We start from the raw sequence: 18,343 nt of genomic DNA, 5'->3' as shown, positions 1-18,343 counted from the left end.
TTACAGACAGTGGAAAATGCAATTTTCCTTACTGCCTTATGGACAGGCTCTGTTTTATTTCAAACTCCGCATATTCAAAATTCCTCAGAATATAATCATACCCGGCTAATGAAAAGGGGGTGTAGTTATGGGATATATGGATAATTATGAACGAGATGCCTACGGGATTGTCGCATTCTGGTTGCGAAATAATTTAGAGCATGGTCAATTTTTCGATAGGGAAATCAGTCATCATGAATTGGAATTAGCCCGTGTCAACCAGAGTATGGTTCAGAATTTGGCAGGGGTATGGCAGAGGGCGGAGCAGAAGCAGGGAGATCTTACTACTCTGGTTAATGAATCGCAACAAGTAATCAGTGAATTTCAAAATTTTCTTACCCTCGGCATGGGTAAGGCTTTACGATGTGAAGTGATTGTTTCGACACCCGTAGCGCTTATGGATCATATGATACGCGAAGCTGAGGAATCCAATAATGTATTTGATTTGATGAAAAGTGGCGGTCAAGTGCTTGTATCGGATTCGGTCTTACATGAAAGTGTGTTTTGGTTGCGGCAAATGGCTGATCATCTTGCCTTTGTACAGCATTACTTAGATCCAACCAATTATGAACTACAAGATAAGGTGCGGGGAATGACCCATAAGTTTGAACGACTTTTTCTCCAAGCGAACGCGCTCAATACAATCATACGAAAACCACGCAATCAGATGTTGCCCGTTTTAAATGCTTTTAGGCAAATGGTTATTTCTGAAACCAAGGATTTAGAAAAATTCAAATTGGAATTAGATGCGCTCATCAAGCAATGTGCCGCGATTACAACTGCACCACCGGATTTATTAGAACATCTGGCCCGGGAAGCGCACCACCTCTGGAGAAACTTAGAGGAAGGGATTGTCTCATAATAATCCTCGGAGATGATCCATTGCCTGAACGGATCTAGCAACCGGTAGATCGGCGGCCTGTCTGGTTATTCAACCGCCCTGAGACGTGCAGCAGAATCATTGCATTAAATCGCGCGAACTGTGTATAATAAGATTAGATCAAGGCAAAATAAAGCCACCAGTGGTGTCAACACTGACGGCATGGCAATATCCGCGTTGAGCGGAGCGATGCAATGAATTAACTTCACATTTTAACAAATGATCCGTCCATCAAGCTATTGCGAGTAGCATATGAGACGGATTATTTTTTTCTGTCTGACAGCATCAATATAAGCACTCCAAAACGAATCCTAAGTGTTAACGTTTGAAATACTGTCATTGGCCCCACCCCCATTCACAATGGGTATCACCGCATCCGCTCCTATGCATCTTCTACTGCCTGTCTGTAAGCATATCACAGAATGTATGTACGTTCGTTTCTTCAAGTGGGCAGTTATTTTGTCAATCTCTAAAAAAATAGCCCACACCTGATTAAAGATGTGGACTACATTCAAGATTTTTTGATAACATTTAAACCCTGAAAACCATTCATTGATCTTTTCATTTGTTGCCCAAGGTCACGGAGTTACAGATACCGCCTTATCTTTCACATTCTTAATACGTTGGGCGCAAACTTCATCAACGCTAGTACCTACTTCTTGTGATGGTGGTAATAATCATTGATTCCCAGGATATAGGAACCTGATCCGAATCCGCCCATTGGAACGGATCCAGCATAATCCTGCGTGTTGTAGTCTAGCAATTCCGGAATCAGATTATAATTGTTTGTTGCTTGGCTCGTCATCCAGTTGAGGAGTGTCTTTGCCTCACTAGTTCTGCCCATTTTCGATAAGGCGCCCGCAATTCGTAAATCAATAAATCCCCATTCTCTGGAATCATAAAGGTCGCCATCTTGATCCCGCTTATAACCAGGGGTGCTCCCCGTTAGAATGCGCAGGTTCTGGTTATACGCTTTGATCATACCTGATGCCAGATTTGATTTCGAGTTGACCATGCCGAAGTTGATTGCTTCAACCGTTGACGCATCATTTTGATATGCCGGATCGCCTTTTCTCTCAAGTGACGATGCGATTGTACGGTACCCGTTCTCATGGACAACAAGCTGTTTCTTGACAGCATCTTTAATCGAAGAAGCCGCATTACTGTATTTCTTTTCAAGCTGGTTCTTGCCCATTAATTTTGCCAGGTTGGCTGCTGACTTCAACCCTTGGTATGCTGTAATATTCGTATAGGCGAATTGTTGACGCGATGGTGCTGTTTTTAAGACGTTGAACGGGGTCCAGTGTTCCTCCCAGATTGAGGAGTCCGGCTGAATCAGACCATTTTCTGGTTTAATTAATTCAATCAGCAAGTCTGCGTCCTGCTTCGTCAGTTTGTTCCAGTTCGCGAGATGATTGCTTTTCAGGAATTGTGTATCCCCCGTTGCCCGGACATATTGATCGACACTCCATAAGAACAAGCCCCAGCCGTCAAATTCAATATTCGGCCCGTTATTGTTCCAGTCTGATTCTTCCGTGCCATTGCCAAAATAGCGGCATACAGAAATCAGATAATTATTACTTAGTTTGACACCAAGCCCATAAGTTGGGGCGCTCTTATCTGTACTTTCGATGAAATTTTTTTGATAATAATTCTCTCCCGAACCATCCTCCGTCTTCTTCATCTGTGCATCAAAGAAGAACTGAAGTGCTGCACGAGCCTCCTGATAATGTCCGGACGCGATTAGTGCCTGTATCGAGTAATTTCCGTCGCGAGCCCAGGCAATACTCCATTCTCCTGGTATCAAGCTGGCTAATACCTGTCCATGAGATGCTCCTGTCTCGCGACTTTGAGACATCTTCAAAACTGCCGTAGACTGCCGGTATACCTGTTGTTCTTGTGCTGAAAGACCCGACGGCATTTTCTCGGTTCTGTGCCACTTGTTCCACCAGTCTTCTTCCTGCTTCAGTAAAGCCTCAGGAGTACTGCTTAAAGAAGCCTGTGCATTGGCAAGAACATCGCGGCTTAAGTGACTTTCATTACCATCTTCATTCAACCCGATAATCACACCGTACCATTTCGACTTTCCGACGCTCAGCTGAGTCGTCCGGTTTTCAAATCCTGTGGTAATATCGTTTCCCTGGCTGACAATCTGATCATTCAGTTTGCCGTTATTTGTGGCATCAGCCCAGGGATTACTCTCCGATCCGCTTAAACCGGTTTCGTAATGTTGCCCCGTCAGATTCAGGTTTCTATAGATCGCAAGACTACCATTCTTGCTGTTAAATTCTTTAATGTACTTGCCTTTTTGATTATATGTGGTTTGTTCGTTTGCCGTTCCATAGTCTGTCCCGAGATGCATATTTTGGTTAGAGAAGACAGAAACATTTTTATCCGTGTTCGAATTATTGGTCACGCGCACCAACATCACTAATAGAGAAGACTGATAGTGATTTTTTCCGGAAAAAGGAGTGAAGTAATAACTGTCAAATTCTAGGCCGTCATTATGTTGCGTCGATTTAACAATATTGGTACCGTTTACATACTCAGCCTTGTCAACAGGTACACTGTTCAACCAGGTAGATTTGCCTCCGTTCACCCCATAACCGAAATAAGCATCCCACATGAAATTCGGTGTCGTACTGTTTTCATCTAAATGGCTGTAAATATGTCGCTGATAACGAGTCATTTTCCCCTGACTAACCGAGTAAATAGCAGCTGCCAGACCGTTGGAAGTTGTCAGCTGGTTCCAAGAATTATGCCCTTTATAGTTAGAATCACTCGTCACACCACTTGCATGAGCCATTGGTACTTGAAAGGCCCAAAGAGACACTGAAAGAATCACTGTCATTAGAATAGCAAAGATACGTTTTACCGATCGCTTTTTAGACTGCAATCGAATTCCCCCTTTTCCCATCTATTATTTAAAAGAAGTAGAATGTTTTCAAACCCCGAAAAGACTGAACCTCCTCAGAGAATACCTACCTACATAACAAGACAAGCAAACTACATGCCAATTTTTGTGTATCGTATAAAAGAGCTGAAATAACAGGATTTTTCCACTAATAAAAAAAAATACATGATACACTTAGATGTGTATCATGTATTTTGTGCATCGTTTTTTCTCTTCATGTATTAACTATTTGGGCAAAATAATACACTTTGACATTTGAAAGATCGATATGAATCATGTCATACAGAACCTTATTCGCCTGTTTCACAATCGGATACATGTTCTCCGATCTAACGCTAAATAGTCCATCGTGTTCTAAATAGTTCTGATTTTTTTCTTCCATTAATACCTCCGAATATTCGGAATCTCTGCTTCAGGTGCAGCATGTTTGTTTATTTCTTCAATCGGACTGACAAAACCTTGCCTTCATTCCATATCAACAACGCTGCTTCCCATCTTGAGATGTCGCTTCGTTTTGTTTGGTGTATTCATCTGTAGTCGAATTTTTTTGCTGTGAGCCAAAAATAATAACCTTTTTCAGTTATAATCGCTTTTCAGGGTACTACTCTATCCGTTTGTTTCTGCTCATTGCCGCTTCACCCAGCATCTCGTGGGACAGCGAGCGGATGCAGTGCTTCTATATCGTTTTTAGGCGATCCGCTTTAGCTCCTGCTATGAGCATATGAGGCGGATTATTTCTTTCTGTCTGTCTGACAGCATCAAGATAAGCACTCCAAAACTAATCATAAGTGTCATCGCTTCAAATACTGTCATTGGCCGCACCCCCTTTCACAAGGGTGTCACCGCATCCGCTCCTATGCATCATCTATTGTCTGTCTATAATTATATCACGGAATGTATGTTCGTTTTATGAAATGATCAATTATTATGTCAATCTTTTTGGACATTGTTTTTTAGAGAATCCATTATTTCATCACTTTCCAAACACAACCGAATGATTGCATTAACTTGCGCGAACTGTGTATAATAACATTAGATCAAGGCAAAATAAATCCGCCAGTGCTATGAACACTGACGGCATGGCAATATCCGCGTAGAGCGGATGCAGTGCCTGTCTAGCTAAATCGTATCTTTTGACCGATCCGCTTCAGCTCCTGCTAGAGCATATGAGGCGGATTATTTCTTTCTGTCTGACAGCATCAAGATCAGCACTCCAAAACTAATCATAAGTGTTAACGTTTGAAATACTGTCATTGGCTCCACCCCCTTTCACAAGGGTGTCACCGCATCCGCTCCTATGCATCTTCTACTTCCTGTCTGTAAGTATATTACAGAATATACGTTCGTTTATTCGATTGGTTAGTTATTATTTCATTCTTTTTTCGGATTTTCTCGGCCGCTTCATTCAGCCTCGCACCTTGACCCTGCATCATGCTTCGAGATTTTTTCTACCCCGCTCAGATATTCAGAATCTCTTTAATTTCTTGTTCCGACATTCGTGACAGTGATTGATCGCCGGATTCGACGACGGATTCAATGAGATCCTTTTTCTTTTGCTGCAGCTCGTGAATTTTTTCCTCAATCGTACCTTGAGTGAGCATGCGAACCACCTGCACGATATGGCGCTGACCAATGCGGTGCGCTCTGCCGATTGCCTGATCTTCAACTGCCGGATTCCACCACAAATCATAAAGGATGACCGTATCGGCACCGGTCAGGTTCAGTCCTGTGTTTCCCGCTTTCAGTGACAGCAAGAATACAGAATTCTCCCCTTGGTTGAACTGGTCGACCATGTCCACGCGTGCTTTTGCCGATGTCTGCCCATCCAGGTAAAAGAAGTTCAAACCCTTCTCTTCTAAAGCCTGTCGTATGATGGCCAGCATGCTGGTAAATTGTGAAAAAATAAGGATACGTCGGCCGTTATCAAGATAATCTGAGATCATCTCAAGGAGCTGTTCCAGCTTACCTGAGGATCCATGATAGTCTTCCACAAAAAGACCGGGATGGCAGCAGATTTGCCGGAGACGGGTGAGTCCGGCAAGAATCTTGATCCGACTTTTTTGGAATCCTTCCTTTTCAAGTGAATCCTTTGTTTCCTTCTGAATTTTTTCAAGGTATGCCAGATAAAGCCCTTTCTGATCCTTTGTCAGCTCGGAGCTTTGAATCGTCTCAATTTTGTCCGGAAGTTCCGACAAAACATCCTTCTTCACGCGGCGAAGCAAGAACGGCCGGATCATTCGTGCAATCTTTCCTTCATCCATTTTTTTAAAATCTGAAAGCTTTGGAAAGAATCCGGGTAAAAGCGTCTGGAAAATCGACCAGAGCTCATCAATCGAATTCTCAATCGGCGTTCCGCTCAATGCAAACCGATTTCGGGCACTTATTTTTCGGACGGATTTAGCCGTCTTTGTATTAAAATTTTTGATGGTCTGGGCTTCATCAAGGATCAACGTGCTGAAGCTCTGATCTTCATATGCCTCTATGTCCTGACGCAGCGTATGGTAAGACGTAATCCAGACATCCGGGCTGCGCTCTTGCTGAAACAAAGCCTGACGTTCCTGCACCGTGCCGGATGCAACAACAGCCTCTAGGTCAGGTGCGAATTTTGCCAATTCATTCTTCCAGTTGTAGATCAGCGAAGCCGGCGTGACGATCAATGCCGGCTGAACCTCGGATCGTGTCTCTTTTTCCGATAAAAGAAAGGCGATACCCTGCACCGTCTTGCCCAGACCCATCTCATCGGCCAAAATACCACCAAGGCCGTAATTTCCCAATGTTTTCAGCCACTGATACCCGTAATATTGATAGTCTCTGAGCTCGGCGTGGAGTGAATTAGGTACGTCAAACTCAATCAATTCCGGATTCTTCAGACGGTTCAAAAAGCGACGAAAGTTCTTGCCAAAACCGACGGATGCATGGTTTTCACCCAGTATCGAGTCAAGCTGACCGCCGCGATAGACGGGGATTTTCAGTTGATTATCCTGAAGCTCTTTCTTTGATACGTTCAGTTCATCCAGCATCTGCTTAACGGGCGTAAATTCCTCATCCTCTAAAGAAACAAAAGTACCGTTCGGAAGGCGATAGTAACGCTTCTTTTCAACCAGTGATTGAAGAATGTTCTGGATCTCGTCTTCCTCGATCCCGTCGAGTTGAAAGCGGACATCCAGCCAATTTTCTCCGGAATCCATCTCAATTTTTGCAAATGGCATCTTCTGCTCCGGCATCAGGAATGATCTGACCGGGCCAGTCAGCAAAATTTCCGCAACACTTTCCAGCTCTGGGAGTGCCTCATATAAAAAGGTATAGATGTCGTCCTCTCCCTCGGCGTAGAGCCGTTTCCCACTGATTTTGAGTGTAGAGGATTCAAGGATATCCATAATCGTTTGTTCTTTCTCAGCATCACGAATAAAGATTTGATCCTCCGATCCGGCATCCTTATCCTGTTCAAAAGGTTTCACAACTGCATCGCCATAATGATACTCAAGCTGAACAATCAATTGATCATCCGCGCGATCAACCAGCAATTTCGCATGCAGCGGATGCCATGCAATACGCTCGGAAACCGTGTCAGCAATTGCCAGTTTGCTAATTCTTTTCAATCCTGGTGCGACTTTGGAAAGAAATGGCTCAATCTGATCTTTTCCAATCGGCAGCGCAGTGGTTCCCGAGCGATTGACAATCGAGAAAAGTTCACCAATCACCTTTTGCTGATCGGAAGACAGAGAATAAAATGCCCCATCTTTTAAAAGATAGCCATATTGATCTAAATAGTTGGATTCGCCTAGACCGGATAGATCCACCTCATAATCGCCTTGGGAACGTTCATTCAAACGAAACGCAAACGGAATCTCATTCTCATGTACCGTAATCTGACTCCCGCCTAGAAAACCGTTGTCAAAAGTTAAGAAACAGGATTTGAGCAGGCCCAGGAGCTCAGGAAACAGCATCGGCGGAATAATGAATTTGCGCTCATCGGAAGCCGAGTAGCTTCCGGTATAAGCGTTCTGCATCATCCTGTAATTCCGATAGCTCATCTGCCGCCCGAGCAGCTCAATCACCGCTTGATCTTCAGGCGCAAATCCATGCTCTGATGGGAGAAACGAGAACTTCTTCGTAAACGTATACGGCTCTTGGTCTATCACCGCTTGGATAAAATCTCGAATATTTTTTACAACGTACAGTCTTTTGGCACCGCTTCTCATCTGCAACGCCAACCATGACGAGTGAATGCTGAGCGTCCACTCCGTTTGCATCACTTGTTTTCGGTTCGCATGCTGCCGATCATGTTCCTTCTGCTGTACGCGTGAAAACGTATCAATCAATTCGCCTGCTAACGCCTTTTCGGACCGAGCAGCCGCGTAATATCTTGGCGAGTTCCACCCACCTTCTTGATCTTCTTTTATTTCTAGAAGAAGAGCTGCCACATGCTTACAGGGGGAAGTAAATTGTTCGGCCGCCGGACAGTCACAGTGATAGTATAACGATCGTCCTTCAAAGTGCACGCCAACCCGATAATCCTCTGTCCCCTCAATGATCGCTTTCCAAGAGTCTGTATCCGGATCAAAATAAAGGTCTTCAACTCGTCCATCGAGATAATAGTTATAGCCGCGTTGATAGATTGTCGGGGAAAAATAGTTTTTGATTATTTTTTCTGTTAACTGAACCATGAGTACCTACACACCTATTCGCTTCATTTATCGAGTTCCCGTCGTTTCTTCTGAACACAAAACTAATGATGCACAAGACACCCGACTGGAATAGTCGGAGCGCTTCACAAGCATTGATTTTTATAAAACGTTTGCAGACCCTTCTCAAAAACGTATCAACTAACATAACTCTAACAAAATTATATACAGACTGATAGGTGCACAGTTTTTTAATAATGGCATTTGCTAGACTTAAAAGGATTCATTCCTATCAAGATTAGCTGCTTGCAAACTGTCTTGGACGATGGTGCATCATAAAATCTCTAAATTGTTTCCAGATCAACATAACTAAAATCGGGATGCATAAGCCCATCAGGCATTTGAGCAGCCAATGATCAGGCAGTCCCATGACGCCCGGCAAGTCAAAAAGCGCACGATGCCAAAACATAATCAGCACCGTGTGACGTCCCCAAAGCACAAGCCAATGAAATAATTTAAGTTTACTTATTATTTGTGAAACTAATATAACTCCAAGGCATAGAACAAGCGGAGCAATCAAAGTCAGCCCTGTATGATTTAAACTGTCCGATTTCAAATATAATGTGAAATTGATTTTCTGAGTAAACTGATCATGGATGAGAAGCATATAAAAGATGCCGATGGCCGAAAGGGTCATGTATTTATGAGAAATGGTCTGAAGCAATTTGAACCCATAATATCCGGCCAGCATATAAGTGGTGGTAATCAATACAACCTGGACATCCCATGGGAAATAAGGGTGTCCTAAGAACGCTGGTTGCTGATGAATTGTTCCAATGGCGAACAGAGTCAAACTGATGATCCATTGCAAGACAACAGAACGCACCCAAGTAATTAAAATGATGACAACGATCAATGTGAGAATATAGACATTGATGAACCAAAAAATGCTTAAATAATTATTTAAGGTTCGTCCGCCGTAAAGCAGCCGTACAAAATAGAATGCCGTGTACGACCAGTCCTGATTGCGGACAAAGTGACTGAGCATAATTAATAAGCTGCCCATTAGAAGATAGGAAACGATTAAAGGCTTGCAGCGACGAGATAAAAATTGACGAATCGCTTTCCAATTACGAGCAAGCGGTTTTAAAAAAAAGCCGCCGATAATAAAAAACAACGGCATATGCCACCAATAAATGGCATCATAAACGAGATCAAAAGAACGTATATCCCGCTCGGAATCAATGGCATGCCCGAACACAACTGCAATGATTCCCAGCGCCTTTGCTATATCTACCCATGTAATCCGCTGCTTAGTAGTTGACCCCATGTGAACGATCACCTTTCATCCTATATGCATTTCCATCTTGAGTTGAACATCAACTAAAATGGAAACTATTACTGAAAAAACGCCTCGCAAATGATTAGTCTAGCACGATTTATTTATTTTGAAAGATGGTTTCACAAAGTTTAATCTAAATGTAAAAATGATGTTTGACTCTTCGTTTTATACGAGGAGACCAGCCTGATTCAACTCGGCCATTCATTGCCGAGTTGAATCAGCGTCCTATGCCTCCATTTTTTTGTTAGGAAACCGGTTCAATCATAGTGAAAACGCGAACGTTCGTGCTCTGATTGAGCTGTGAAAAGATGTGAAACGATGACCCTAAAAGGACTTAACGTACGGATCTATCCCAATAAAAAACAAAAACTACTCATCCAATGTAACTTTGGCTACAAATGATTGGATCCTGACTATTTGTTCTATTTCTCTTTGCTCCCCGCATATATTAAGGCGAGGTGATCCCTATGGCCGATACAGAAGATATTTGCAAACAATTTGCAGCCGTATTTAACGCACAACCTAGGTTTGAAAATGGCGTTTGCTCCGTTCCACTCCACCGTTCTTTCAATGTAACCATTCAGGGCAAAAAAAGTTCAAGCATTGTTCCCGCCAGTGTGACCTTCGAATCGCTTGATGAGTCTGGTAATGCGATTAATCTGGCTGAAATAGCCCTTCTTGAAGAAGAAGTACCTAATTTCATATGGGCACTGGCACAGAACGGAATGATCATAAGCGCCCTGCATAATCACTGGATTTTCACACAACCGAATCTCCTGTATGTGCACGCACAATCAATGGAACCGCCTTTGAATTTTGCAAATAAAATCCGAAACTGTTTTACTTATTTAAGCAGTGCTCCGGTTTCATAATGAGTCGAGCAGCGGATCATTTGACTATTATCTTTATTGGGATAAGCTTGCACATCGTATTAGGATCGTCCCTTTTATAAGTGAATTCTCTGCTCTTATCCTCGAATCGCAGGACATGTTCGTTGCTATCGGTATCCCACGTCACTAACCGGTAATTCCCCAAAGATTTGCTTAGAATGAAGAGCACCTTCATATAGTCTTCACCCAGAAGTATTGACGGCCTTGATCCATTCACTTCTACCGCCGCATTTAGTACAGAGCCTTTATTCTCCTATCGTTTTCGGTCTTCCCCAAAAACAAAAATGCCCAGAAACGTTGATTTAACAACATTTCTGAGCAACTTCTGATTTCTTATCGGTGCCCGATAAGACCTAGATATACCGGTGGTCGGGGTCGAACCGACACTCCCGAAGGAACATGATTTTGAGTCATGCGCGTCTGCCAATTCCGCCACACCGGCACAATAAAAAATAATGGCAGTAGAAGTAAGTAAATGGAGGCGACACCCGGAATCGAACCGGGGATAAGGGTTTTGCAGACCCGTGCCTTACCGCTTGGCTATGCCGCCATATAATGGAGCGGAAGACGGGATTCAAACCCGCGACCCCCACCATGGCAAGGTGATGTTCTATCACTGAACTACTTCCGCATTTAATTGGCCCAGCTGGATTCGAACCAGCGCATCACGGCACCAAAAGCCGTTGCCTTACCGCTTGGCCATGGGCCAAAATTTATGGGGCGGATAGTGGGGATCGAACCCACGCATGCCGGAACCACAATCCGGTGTGTTAACCACTTCACCATAACCGCCATAATATTGATATTGCTTAAAACTCCGGAAAAATGTCTGTCAAATTTCTTCGTCAGCTTATTTTCCCCTGCTTTAAACATTATTTTAAAGCAACAGGGGTAGTAGGAATTGAACCCACACTGGAGGTTTTGGAGACCTCTGTTCTACCTTTAAACTATACCCCTATACTATGTAAATGGAGGGAGAAGGATTCGAACCTTCGAACCCGTAGGGAACGGATTTACAGTCCGTCGCGTTTAGCCTCTTCGCTATCCCTCCATAATAGTTAAAATAAGGAATAGATACTGGGCATCTATTGATTATAATAAAAATGATGCCGATCAGAGGACTTGAACCCCCAACCTACTGATTACAAGTCAGTTGCTCTACCAATTGAGCTAGATCGGCACGAACAAATGGTGGCTCGAGGCGGAATCGAACCACCGACACGAGGATTTTCAGTCCTCTGCTCTACCGACTGAGCTACCGAGCCATTATGTAAAAACAAAAAGATAATGCATTATGTGTTCAGCCAATTGCTGAAATAAACAAAATAAAATGGCGGATCCGAGCGGATTTGAACCGCCGATCTCCTGCGTGACAGGCAGGCATGTTAACCCCTACACCACGGATCCACAATTGCGGGGGCAGGATTTGAACCTACGACCTTCGGGTTATGAGCCCGACGAGCTACCAGACTGCTCCACCCCGCGATAATATGGTGGAGGATATAGGGCTCGAACCTATGACCCTCTGCTTGTAAGGCAGACGCTCTCCCAGCTGAGCTAATCCTCCATATAATTTTGTACAAGCCATTAAAAACACCACTATATTCTACTACATGGCTTATAAAAAATCAAGTAAAACAATGACCCGTACGGGATTCGAACCCATGAACCCACCGTGAAAGGGTGGTGTCTTAACCGCTTGACGAACGGGCCAAAAGCAATTGTCGTAACATCTTGCCGCCGACTTTTAAAATATTATCATCAATCGAAACAAATTGCAAGTGTTTTTTTGAATTTATTTTTTAAAACAAGAACTCTTTCAGTATAACCGATTTTGAAAATAAATAAAACAAAAAGAAACATGCGTAGCGGTAACACTTTTCAGGTACTCCGCCACATGAGTATTCGGCTACCTCGGTCCGCAGGATCTTCTCTGCGTCAAATTGTTAGGGGATGAGGCCCCAATCCACCATCTCTATTCTCTGTCACTCACAGGAGCGTAAACATTCCCTCTCGTACCATCCGGTCAAGGGGTTAGAATCTTCTCTACGTCAGTCGCCACCATTGGACGATAGTAATAATAGCCCTGAATTTCATCACAATCCCATTTCTTCAGGAATTCAAGCTGCTCCTGATTTTCCACACCTTCCGCAATCAGTTTCAGGTTCAAATTCTTAGCAAGGTTAATGATTGCCTTGGTGATCCCTGTTCCTTTTACACTCTGATCAATATCCTGAACGAACTGCATGTCCATTTTTAAGCGATCGATAGGTAAACGTTTTAACCGACCAAGCGATGAATATTTCGTTCCGAAGTCGTCAATGGATATAGAAACACCTAGCTCTTTTAACTGATTTAATACTTGAACGATATAATCAAAATCTCGAGCAGCCGCACTCTCTGTTACTTCAAGTTCTAGAAGTATAGGGTTAATGCCCGTTTCATGCAACACTCTCTTTATTTGCTTAACAAGTAGAGGGTTTCGCAGCTGAACAACCGATAAATTGACTGCCATTCGAACAGCAGGAAGTCCTTGATCCATCCATTTTTTTAATTGCATGCAAGCGGTCTTCAGCACCCACTCGCCAATTTGATTGATTAAACCTGTCTGCTCAGCCAATCCGATAAATACTGCCGGCGAGATCACCCCCAATTCTGTATGATTCCATCGGAGCAACGCCTCAAGACCTATAACACGTTCTGTTTGTACAGAGACCTGGGGCTGATACTGCACGACGAGCTCATTTCTATTTAGCGCGTAGAAAAGGCTGCTCATCAGTCGCATCTTCATTTGCAATTTTTCCTTCATCGCTTCGGTACAAATCGCATACTGATTTTTTCCCTTGCTCTTCGCTGCGTACATCGCCGTGTCAGCGTTTTTGGCCAACACTTCGGTCGTTTCCCCATCCTCTGAATAGAATGCGATCCCCGCGCTTGCAGTGACAAATACTTCTTGATCCTGAAGCATGAATGGTGATTCGAATAAAGCCATTATTTTCTCTACAATTGAAGTTGCTTCCGCACGATCGGACAGATGGTCGAGCAGGATTAGGAATTCATCCCCACCAAATCGTGAGACCGTGTCAGCAGGTTTCACGCAGCGTGTCAATTGTTCACTAACTTGACGAATGAGTAAATCACCAACTTCGTGCCCCAGAGTATCATTGACATCTTTAAAAGAATCCAGATCCAGGAACACAATCGCAACATGATTGCCATGCTGCTTGGCATACTCCATCGCTAGACTCGTACGTTCATTAAAGAGTACACGGTTAGGAAGCTTCGTAAGGCTGTCAAAATAGGCCATAAAGTGAATTCTTTTTTCCGCATTGACCTTAACTAGAGCATCAGCTAATATATTGGTCACAAGTTCTAGCAGACTCATCCGACCGGAATTCCAACCGTTCTCAGATTCAAGTGACTCAAGCGTTAAACGTCCAATAGCCACATTTTGAACGCTGATCGGGACTGACAGTACAGATTGAATGTGGCGTTCCTCAAGCTCTTCGCGGATTGCTTTTGCTTCCTTAGGTAATTTTTCTCGGTCCGAAATATGAATAATACTGTTTATACCAAAATGCTTTTTCCATTCCGCAGAAAAAGAATCATTTCCATAAACAATTTGTTCGCTATCCTTTTTGTACCAGCAGAAACGATTCCTTGTTTCATTAAAAGCATACTCTGATTTGTTGATGCGCAAAGAAACATACTCAACTTGGAAAAATTGCCCAACAAGTTTAAGCATTGCTGCTATTTTTTTACCAATATTAATTTGATTAACGGTAACAAAATTGGATGATATTTCCGAAGCAATTGTTTGAACACGCATTTGCTCCGCATTCTGTCTTAATCGATGAATATAAATTCGATTCACATAGAAAGCAAAGATAACCGCCACAATTAAAATCGTGAGCCTGCTAAGATAGACATCACTTTTCAAAGTAAGGTGCAAACTCCGTGCAGAAATCCACACATAAATTTCTGTAATAATGGTCGACACTGTTATTGAAGCAAGCATCAAACGCTGGTTAAATACAAGTGACCCAATTATAGTCACGAATGGAAGGGCAAAGATGACCGAGCTCGAATGACCAACCAACTTAACTACAAAGATCGGTATGACTAAGCTTGCCATTAGTGTATAGATCGCTTCCATGTCATTCCTTTTTGTTTTCATTCGTGTACAAACGTTCAGAACGATACCCATCAGGATCAAAAAAACACCTGACCCAAGGCTTGATAACAACCTTTCATTTTTTGATAGAATATGTTGGCAGACAAAATAAATAATGCCGCACACAATCAGAACAACTGTCGTCAGATCATACATCTTTGAGCGATTTGATTCATTAAGGATTAATTCTGTTTCATCGACAACCCGCTTATTCATCAGTCGATACTTTCTAATGCAGTAGCTGATCGCACTAAGCAAGAGGATGAACAGAATTGGCGCTAATTGCGGCATATGTATCAGCTTAAATGTATTATTAATCAGATCTGTAAATGATCCTAAAACGATGACAATTGCGAAAGCAGTAAAGATAATCTTTGCCTGACGTCTATTTTCAACGGTCTTCGCTGTCTTCTTCCAGTGCCAAAGTATCATCAATAGAGCAAGTGAAGTAAGTGAGAAGTAAAAATAAAAGAAAATGTCCCAGCCGTTATTTACAGCAATATTCGTCCATCCTTGGCCATTATTCACAAACTGATACTGAATTTGAGCCGTTTTCTCCGATAGCCCATACACAGAATCAATCAGAGCTGCCGGTAGATAAAGAAGCGGATAGATCCAGATCTTCTTCAAAATCCGCTTATTTTCTGTCAGGACAACCCCAAAGTGTAACAAGACGGCATATATGCTGCCCCATCCAATTGCTGAAAATCGTCTCCAGAACAAACAGGTCTCATCATCCGGTGCATTAATCGCAATCGAAAATCCAAATGACCAAATACATAAACAAATACATGAGACAAAAAATATACGATTTAATTTTTCTCTTGGATTTTTAGAAATTACGTAAATGCCAAAAACCAAGCTGATAATGCATATTATTAAAAATATAAGCGAAAAAAAATCCGGATGTAACGTCTCCATGCTTAAACCTTCCTTTGTTAACCATCCAAAACATTAATATCTATTTTACTATCAAGCTTCTCATTATGCTTCGAATAAAGTAAAACTTCACTTTTTGTTGAATCAATAATTTTCATAGAATTAAATTAACTAGAACAGTGTAAAACAGTCCATGTCTTTAGTATCGGAACATACCGAACATAGATCAACTTTTTTCGAATAATTTTCGAAAAATATACAAATAAAAGAAGTATTTTTTCTTTCTTACAAAAAAAACACACGCAGCATTTGAATTCTGCGTGTGGCCGTACAATGAAATTATTGATTATTCAAACCCGTACGGTACAATTCATGAAAATATGGATTACTCTTTATTAGCTTAGGAAAATCTCCATGTCCCATGATTTCGCCGTTTTTAAAGACAATAATCCTTTTGAAATTCTTTATGAAGCTTAAGCGGTGCGCAATGACGATCACTGTTTTGTCATGCAGCAGTTCCATTACATGAGTCATCACAAACTCTTCGGTAAGGTTGTCCATTGCAGAGGTCGCTTCGTCAAGAATGACAACGCTAGCCTCAGAAAACCAAAGTCTCGCCAGTGCCAATCTCTGCCTCTCTCCGCCGGAAAGTACATGACCTCTTTCACCAAGCTTAGTATCAAGCCCTTTGTATAGATTATGATAGAGATTTTCGAGTCCGACTTTTTTCAGTACTTCTATTATTTTCTCGTCACTGGAAACATTTTCAAAAACGATGTTCTCTCTTAATGTCCCGTCAAAAACAGGTGAGTCCTGTGGAACAAAGGCTATGTGATCGTAGTAACTGCAGAGATTAATAGAAGAAAGGTTACAACCGTCGACAAGAATCTCACCTTCATCCGGTTTTAACAGCCCTGTTACTAATTTTGCGATGGTTGATTTTCCGGATCCACTCTCACCAACAATAGCAACGTTTTCACCTTCTGTGATGGATAAATCTAAACCGTCAAAGATGGTTCTGTTTGTATAATAGAATCGAATTCGGTTAAAGGTGATATTCCCTTTAACACATGTGATCCTATGACCATGCGTCAGCTGCTCGTCGTCAGGTGAATCGAGAAATTCTTCATATCGCTTAAATGCTGTTTTGTCCAGCTTGTATTGTACGAAAAGCACATTAAACACAGCAATCGGAGTATAGGCATGATCAACCAGTGTTATTAACGCAACAATGGCGCCAATGCTTAAAGAGCCAGTGACCCAACCATAAACAATAATCGCGATTTTAACAATTATGATCATAAGGAAGAATATCGCAAAGAACGCTTCATGAATAAGCGTCATTTTGACCTTTGCTGCAACGATCTGATTCCTTGCATCATATGCTTTCGCTCGTTCATAACCAAAACGTTTGTTAAGCCGAAACACGACCATCTCCATAAAGCCGCGAACTAGAAAATGATTGAGCGTTTCCTCGCTCGTGAGGATGCGTTCCTTGATTCGATATAATACTTTTAAAAGTAAATTCGTAATGATAAATACAAAGACATAGCCGAGCAGTATCGCCAGCATGATCGCTTTGTTCATTGCATATATGAAAATCATGCTGAACATGATCGATGGGATAATATCCCTGATAAGGGTAAAGGCATAATCAAACACGACACCTTTTCCCGCCGACGCGCCATTCTCTATTCTTTGAATCAGCTTGCCTGTTCCTATGGTCTGATACGCTTGATAATCTATTCTACTGATTTTACGAAGGGCAATTAGCTTCAAATCAAGATAGATGCCATGTTCCAACTTGCGACCAGGGTACTCGTCCACATAATTTAAAACACATAACAGAATGAGCACCGTTCCATAAATAGCAAGAACTCCGACGGATAAAGAACCATCATTGAATCGGTCGATCACTGTCTGAAAGTAGGTTGCGCTGTAGTTGTTCAGAAAAGCCAATAGGATACCTAACGAAAGATAGATACCGATCATCAGCTTATTATTTTTAATTAATTCTTTTAAATGTTTCATAACTGTACTCCCCTATTTTTTATTTTCGGGTTTCAGTACAGTTGAGTTCGTCAGCTAATAATAATATGCTCAGCACAATTTGCCGACAAATTAGTCAACTGTACTGAGCAGTTATCTCGTGTAATACGCATCTCAGCTTCCCGTCCTCTCAAAATCAGCTAACCTTACCATGAAATTATAGCGCATTAAAATAAAAAAAATCATATGCAGGTTAGATTAAACCCTGTATATGACTTTCATCGACGGATATTTTTTCTTCCTCTTTCTCTCATCTTGCATAGACGATCAGGCGACAGTAAAACACCCGGAAATGCCTCTAAATGGCTACTTCCGGGTGTTTGCGTATGGGTAATGATTATGTATCAACGGAGAGCGAGGGATTCGAACCCTCGAGACGGCTCAATAACCGTCTACACGATTTCCAATCGTGCTCCTTCGGCCACTCGGACAGCTCTCCAAAAAGGCTTCATGGCATTTTATCATTCAGATCACTTTGCTCCACCACGATATAAACACTATGGAGTGATCTACCGACAAATACCATGAAGCACAATCAATATTAATATATT

The 18,343-nt window shown here is 42.2% G+C and carries 11 protein-coding genes and 14 tRNA genes; 3 read left to right on the top strand and 22 right to left on the bottom strand.

Translation table 11 applies throughout. The features are described from left to right. Positions 1-127 precede the first annotated feature (127 nt). Complete coding sequence (locus tag ABWW58_RS00125) at positions 128-901, top strand: DUF2935 domain-containing protein (RefSeq protein ID WP_353867278.1); 774 nt, start codon at positions 128-130, stop codon at positions 899-901. Between the two features lie 670 nt (positions 902-1,571). On the opposite strand, the gene ABWW58_RS00120 is transcribed toward ABWW58_RS00125, so the two are convergent. From ABWW58_RS00120 to ABWW58_RS00095, 6 genes are all read right to left on the bottom strand, one after another. After that, positions 1,572-3,815 (bottom strand): glycoside hydrolase family 15 protein, encoded by a 2,244-nt coding sequence (locus tag ABWW58_RS00120; protein ID WP_353867277.1) that lies wholly within the window; start codon positions 3,813-3,815, stop codon positions 1,572-1,574. Between the two features lie 232 nt (positions 3,816-4,047). Next, positions 4,048-4,215, bottom strand: a complete 168-nt coding sequence (locus tag ABWW58_RS00115) for a hypothetical protein (RefSeq protein WP_353867276.1) — start codon at positions 4,213-4,215, stop codon at positions 4,048-4,050. A gap of 329 nt (positions 4,216-4,544) precedes the next feature. After that, positions 4,545-4,646 carry a putative holin-like toxin gene (locus tag ABWW58_RS00110; protein WP_353867275.1) on the bottom strand — a complete coding sequence of 34 codons (102 nt, stop codon included), beginning with the start codon at positions 4,644-4,646 and terminating at the stop codon, positions 4,545-4,547. Between the two features lie 363 nt (positions 4,647-5,009). Next, positions 5,010-5,087 carry a putative holin-like toxin gene (locus ABWW58_RS00105; RefSeq protein WP_353867843.1) on the bottom strand — a complete coding sequence of 26 codons (78 nt, stop codon included), beginning with the start codon at positions 5,085-5,087 and terminating at the stop codon, positions 5,010-5,012. A gap of 203 nt (positions 5,088-5,290) precedes the next feature. Then, positions 5,291-8,500: a DEAD/DEAH box helicase gene (locus tag ABWW58_RS00100; RefSeq protein ID WP_353867274.1), complete on the bottom strand. Its 3,210-nt coding sequence runs from the start codon at positions 8,498-8,500 to the stop codon at positions 5,291-5,293. Positions 8,501-8,756: 256 nt separating this feature from the next. Beyond that, on the bottom strand, positions 8,757-9,788 hold the full coding sequence (locus ABWW58_RS00095) for an acyltransferase family protein (RefSeq protein WP_353867273.1): 1,032 nt from the start codon (positions 9,786-9,788) through the stop codon (positions 8,757-8,759). A gap of 330 nt (positions 9,789-10,118) precedes the next feature. Here ABWW58_RS00095 and ABWW58_RS00090 point away from each other — a divergent pair, with 330 nt between their 5' ends. Both ABWW58_RS00090 and ABWW58_RS00085 read left to right on the top strand, forming a co-directional pair. After that, entirely contained in the window at positions 10,119-10,202 is an 84-nt protein-coding gene (locus ABWW58_RS00090) for a helix-turn-helix domain-containing protein (RefSeq protein ID WP_353867842.1), read from the top strand. 65 nt (positions 10,203-10,267) lie between these two features. After that, on the top strand, positions 10,268-10,672 hold the full coding sequence (locus ABWW58_RS00085) for a DUF1259 domain-containing protein (RefSeq protein ID WP_353867272.1): 405 nt from the start codon (positions 10,268-10,270) through the stop codon (positions 10,670-10,672). Positions 10,673-11,050: 378 nt separating this feature from the next. Here the strand turns inward: ABWW58_RS00085 and ABWW58_RS00080 are convergent. The 16 genes from ABWW58_RS00080 to ABWW58_RS00005 form a co-directional block, all read right to left on the bottom strand. Further along, positions 11,051-11,132, bottom strand: a tRNA-Leu gene (locus ABWW58_RS00080). 34 nt (positions 11,133-11,166) lie between these two features. Next, a tRNA-Cys gene (locus ABWW58_RS00075) sits at positions 11,167-11,240 on the bottom strand. 6 nt (positions 11,241-11,246) lie between these two features. Then, positions 11,247-11,321 (bottom strand) — tRNA-Gly (locus ABWW58_RS00070). Positions 11,322-11,327: 6 nt separating this feature from the next. Further along, positions 11,328-11,399, bottom strand: a tRNA-Gln gene (locus ABWW58_RS00065). Between the two features lie 7 nt (positions 11,400-11,406). Beyond that, positions 11,407-11,482 (bottom strand) — tRNA-His (locus tag ABWW58_RS00060). Positions 11,483-11,576: 94 nt separating this feature from the next. Continuing rightward, positions 11,577-11,647 (bottom strand) — tRNA-Trp (locus ABWW58_RS00055). Between the two features lie 12 nt (positions 11,648-11,659). Then, a tRNA-Tyr gene (locus ABWW58_RS00050) sits at positions 11,660-11,741 on the bottom strand. 56 nt (positions 11,742-11,797) lie between these two features. Then, positions 11,798-11,870, bottom strand: a tRNA-Thr gene (locus ABWW58_RS00045). A gap of 9 nt (positions 11,871-11,879) precedes the next feature. After that, positions 11,880-11,955: transfer RNA gene (locus ABWW58_RS00040), tRNA-Phe, on the bottom strand. 66 nt (positions 11,956-12,021) lie between these two features. Then, a tRNA-Asp gene (locus tag ABWW58_RS00035) sits at positions 12,022-12,097 on the bottom strand. Positions 12,098-12,101: 4 nt separating this feature from the next. Beyond that, positions 12,102-12,175 (bottom strand) — tRNA-Met (locus tag ABWW58_RS00030). 6 nt (positions 12,176-12,181) lie between these two features. Continuing rightward, a tRNA-Val gene (locus tag ABWW58_RS00025) sits at positions 12,182-12,257 on the bottom strand. A gap of 74 nt (positions 12,258-12,331) precedes the next feature. Then, positions 12,332-12,403, bottom strand: a tRNA-Glu gene (locus ABWW58_RS00020). 313 nt (positions 12,404-12,716) lie between these two features. After that, a complete protein-coding gene (locus ABWW58_RS00015; RefSeq protein ID WP_353867271.1) occupies positions 12,717-15,785 on the bottom strand; it encodes an EAL domain-containing protein in 3,069 nt (1,022 codons plus the stop codon). A gap of 297 nt (positions 15,786-16,082) precedes the next feature. After that, entirely contained in the window at positions 16,083-17,774 is a 1,692-nt protein-coding gene (locus ABWW58_RS00010; RefSeq protein ID WP_353867270.1) for an ABC transporter ATP-binding protein, read from the bottom strand. 366 nt (positions 17,775-18,140) lie between these two features. Then, a tRNA-Ser gene (locus ABWW58_RS00005) sits at positions 18,141-18,231 on the bottom strand. Positions 18,232-18,343 lie beyond the last annotated feature (112 nt).

The sequence above is a fragment of the Sporolactobacillus caesalpiniae genome, assembly GCF_040513385.1.
Taxonomy (GTDB): Bacteria; Bacillota; Bacilli; order Bacillales; family Sporolactobacillaceae; genus Sporolactobacillus.
This window is presented reverse-complemented; position numbering and strand designations above follow the sequence as displayed.

Excerpts from the sequence above, each read along its gene's own strand:
- ABWW58_RS00125 (WP_353867278.1), top strand. The coding sequence starts at position 128 with ATGGGATATATGGATAATTATGAACGAGATGCCTACGGGATTGTCGCA.
- ABWW58_RS00115 (WP_353867276.1), bottom strand. The coding sequence starts at position 4,215 with ATGGAAGAAAAAAATCAGAACTATTTAGAACACGATGGACTATTTAGC.
- ABWW58_RS00110 (WP_353867275.1), bottom strand. The coding sequence starts at position 4,646 with ATGACAGTATTTGAAGCGATGACACTTATGATTAGTTTTGGAGTGCTT.
- ABWW58_RS00105 (WP_353867843.1), bottom strand. The coding sequence starts at position 5,087 with ATGACAGTATTTCAAACGTTAACACTTATGATTAGTTTTGGAGTGCTG.
- ABWW58_RS00100 (WP_353867274.1), bottom strand. The coding sequence starts at position 8,500 with ATGGTTCAGTTAACAGAAAAAATAATCAAAAACTATTTTTCCCCGACA.
- ABWW58_RS00095 (WP_353867273.1), bottom strand. The coding sequence starts at position 9,788 with ATGGGGTCAACTACTAAGCAGCGGATTACATGGGTAGATATAGCAAAG.
- ABWW58_RS00090 (WP_353867842.1), top strand. The coding sequence starts at position 10,119 with ATGACCCTAAAAGGACTTAACGTACGGATCTATCCCAATAAAAAACAA.
- ABWW58_RS00085 (WP_353867272.1), top strand. The coding sequence starts at position 10,268 with ATGGCCGATACAGAAGATATTTGCAAACAATTTGCAGCCGTATTTAAC.
- ABWW58_RS00015 (WP_353867271.1), bottom strand. The coding sequence starts at position 15,785 with ATGGAGACGTTACATCCGGATTTTTTTTCGCTTATATTTTTAATAATA.
- ABWW58_RS00010 (WP_353867270.1), bottom strand. The coding sequence starts at position 17,774 with ATGAAACATTTAAAAGAATTAATTAAAAATAATAAGCTGATGATCGGT.